Below are 3106 nucleotides of genomic sequence, written 5' to 3' on the forward strand. Positions count from 1 at the left end.
CCCCCCCCCCCCAGAAGCGGGGTAGCGGCGAGGCCATTGATCCGGTGGGAGAAATGATTCGGTGGGTGCCAACCTTGGTTGGCACGCTGTTGCCGGGGTCATGGACCCGGATGGTCTGTGCCGACCAACGGTCGGCACCTACCAAGGGCGGGCCATTGCCAGGGTCATGAACCCTGATGGCCTGTGCCAACCAAGGTTGGCACCCACCAGAAGCAGGCCATTGCCCAGCCATCGCTGCCCCTCAGGCGAATGGCAGCTCTGCGGCGATGCACGCCGCCTTGATCGCTGCACACGCCTCTTCAATGGCCGGGGTGGTCGGTGCCAAACGTGGCCGCCGATCCAGCGTGCAGGCCAGGCCGACCTCCAGCAACGTCGCGTGCGCGGTGTGCAGCGCCTGCGTGGTGGCATCGGGCAGGAAACCGGCAGCGCCCAGCGCATCGATCAACGACGGTGTGTCGCGCGGTTCCAGCAGCGCGGGCACCTGCGCACTGCGCGCCAGCACGCCGGTCTGCAGCAGGAACTCCAGATCCACCACGCCACCGGCGCCCTGCTTCAGGTCCAGCCGTGCGGCATCGCTGCGGTCCAGTTCGGTGCGCATGCGGCCGCGCATCTTCAACACGTCGGCATACAGCACACCGGCATCACGCTCGCGGCCCAGCGTCTGCGCACGCACCTGCTCAAAGGCGGCCAGCAGGCTGGCATCGCCGGCCACGCCACGCGCGCGCACCAGCGCTTGGTGTTCCCAGGTCCACGCGCGTTCGCGCTGGTAGTCGGTGTAACTGGCCAGCGAAGACACCAGCGAGCCCTTACCGCCATCCGGGCGCAGGCGCACGTCGATGTCGTACAGGCGGCCGGCGGCGGTGACCGCGCCAAGCAGCGCCATCACCTTCTGCGCCAGGCGCGCATACCACCGCCCCGGCTCCAGCGGACGCGCGCCATCGCTGGCGTCCACCCCGGCTGGGTTGTCGTGCAGGAACACCAGGTCCAGATCGGAACCGAAGCCGAGTTCCAGGCCGCCGAGGCTGCCGTAGCCGATGATCGCAAAGCGCCCACCGGGAATCTCGCCGTGCGCGGCGCGCATGTCCGCCTCGGCCATCGCCAGCACGGTGACCACCACCGCCTGCGCCAGTTCGGCCAGTTGCCGCGTGCTGTCCACTGCGCCCTGGCGGCCATCCAGCGTGGCCATCGCCATGCGGAAGCTGAGCGCCAACCGCGTCTCGTTGAGCCAGCGCAGCGCCGATTCGGGATCTTCCACCGCCAACACCTGCTGGCACTCGGCCAGCATGCCGGCGGCATCGGGCATCGGCCCGGACACGCGCACGTCCAGCAGCTCATCCAGCAGCAGCGGATAGGCGGCCAGCCGCTCGGCCAGCAGCGCACTACGCGCCAGCACATCGACCAGACGCGCCAACGCGCTGGGCTGTTCGTCCAGCAGCGCCAGATAACTGGTCCGGCGCAGCACCGCCTGCAGCAGGCCGAGCACGCGCTTGAGCGCGGCATCGGGCTGCGGTGAACGCGTGGCCGCATGCAGCAGCGCCGGCAGGACGCGATCCAGCCGCGCACGCGCGGCATCGGACAATGACTTCACACCCGTGCCCTGGGCGAAATCGCGCAGCGACTGGTCGGCGCCGTTGGCGTCGAGGAAACCGGCTTCGGCCAGCAGCGGCGCGTTGCTGCCGTCGGGCAGGCTACGCCAGTAGTTGGCCAACGCATCGGGCGCGGCCTGGCCCTTGCGCGGCGCCAGCAGCGCGGCAAATTCAGTACTGACCCGCTGCTGCTGTTCTGCCAGCGCCGCGCGCAGCACTTCCCAATCCGGATAACCGAGGCCGACGGCGATGCGCTCGCGGTCCAGCGTGTCGCTGGGCAGCACATGGGTCTGTGCGTCGCGCAGCATCTGCAGGCGGTTTTCCAGCCTGCGCAGGAAGAGATAGGCCTCGCGCAGCGCGGCGCCATCCTCGGGCGCGATCTGCCCGGCCGCCACCAGTGCCGCCAGCGCCACCAGCAGGCGGCGCTCACGCAGTGCCGATTCACGGCCACCGCGGATCAGCTGCAGCGCCTGGCACAGGAACTCGATTTCGCGGATGCCACCGGCACCGCGCTTGATGTCCTCGTGCAGTTCGCGCCGCGCGACTTCGGCGGTGATCGCCGCCTTCATCTCGCGCAGGCCGTCGAGCGCGGTGAAATCCAGGTAGCGGCGGTAGACGAACGGGCGCAGGGTCTGCAGCCACGCTTCGCCGGCCTCGATGTCGCCGGCCACGGCACGCGCCTTCAGCCAGGCATAGCGTTCCCAGTCGCGGCCCTCGCGCTGGAAGTACTGGTCCATCGCCGCGAACGACAGCGCAACGCGGCCGGCGCTGCCGAACGGGCGCAGGCGCAGGTCGACGCGGTGGCTGAAACCATCGACGGTGGTTTCGTCCAGCAGTTTGGCCAGGCGCTGGCCGAGCCGGGCGAAGTACTCTTCGGCGGCCAGCGCGCGCGGCCCGTCGGATTCGCCGCCCTGCGGATAGGCGTAGACCAGGTCGATGTCGGAACTGAAGTTGAGCTCGCCACCGCCCAGCTTGCCGAGCCCGAACACCACCAGCTGCATGGGTTGGCCGTGGTCATCGCGGATGACCCCATGGCGTTGCGCGAATTCCTGCTGCAGCGCGTCCAGCGCCAGCCGCAGGCAGTCTTCGGCCAGGGTGGTGGCGCCAGCCAGGGTCTGTGCCACGTCGTCCAGCCCGGCCAGGTCGCGCCAGATCAGCCGCGTGGACATCGCCGCACGCCAGCGCCGCAGCTGGGCCGGCCAGTCGCTGGGCTGCAGCGGGTCGAGCACCGGGGCGGGAATCGGCGGGCACGCGGGCGCGGCCAGCTGCGCCAACAGCGCCGGCTGGCGCACGAGGGTGTCGAGCGCGAAGTCGCTGGCCACGGCCAGCCGGGTCAGCAGCGGCTGCAGGTCGGGCGGGATCGGCTCGGGCAGGACCTGGGCCAGGCGCGCCAGGGCACGGTCGACAAGGGGCTGCAGGGTAGCGGGCAGTTCAGCGGGGGCGAGGGTCATGGCCCGATTGTATCGACCCGGCCGGGGCGCAACGGATCCGATAGTGCCGGCCGCTGGCCGGGTCGATAC

The 3106-nt window shown here is 70.5% G+C and carries 1 protein-coding gene; it reads right to left on the bottom strand.

Annotated features, from left to right (window positions below; all coding sequences use genetic code 11):
- Positions 1-241: 241 nt before the first annotated feature.
- On the bottom strand, positions 242-3037 hold the full coding sequence (gene glnE, locus O0J73_RS21990; RefSeq protein ID WP_308309638.1) for a bifunctional [glutamate--ammonia ligase]-adenylyl-L-tyrosine phosphorylase/[glutamate--ammonia-ligase] adenylyltransferase: 2796 nt from the start codon (positions 3035-3037) through the stop codon (positions 242-244).
- Positions 3038-3106: the final 69 nt, after the last annotated feature.

Origin of the sequence: Stenotrophomonas sp. Sm6012, from assembly GCF_030985895.1 — a bacterium.
GTDB classification, from domain to species: Bacteria; Pseudomonadota; Gammaproteobacteria; order Xanthomonadales; family Xanthomonadaceae; genus Stenotrophomonas; species Stenotrophomonas forensis.

What these genes read in the sequence shown, in the direction of transcription:
- glnE (WP_308309638.1), bottom strand. Translation starts at nt 3,037, where the DNA reads ATGACCCTCGCCCCCGCTGAACTGCCCGCTACCCTGCAGCCCCTTGTC.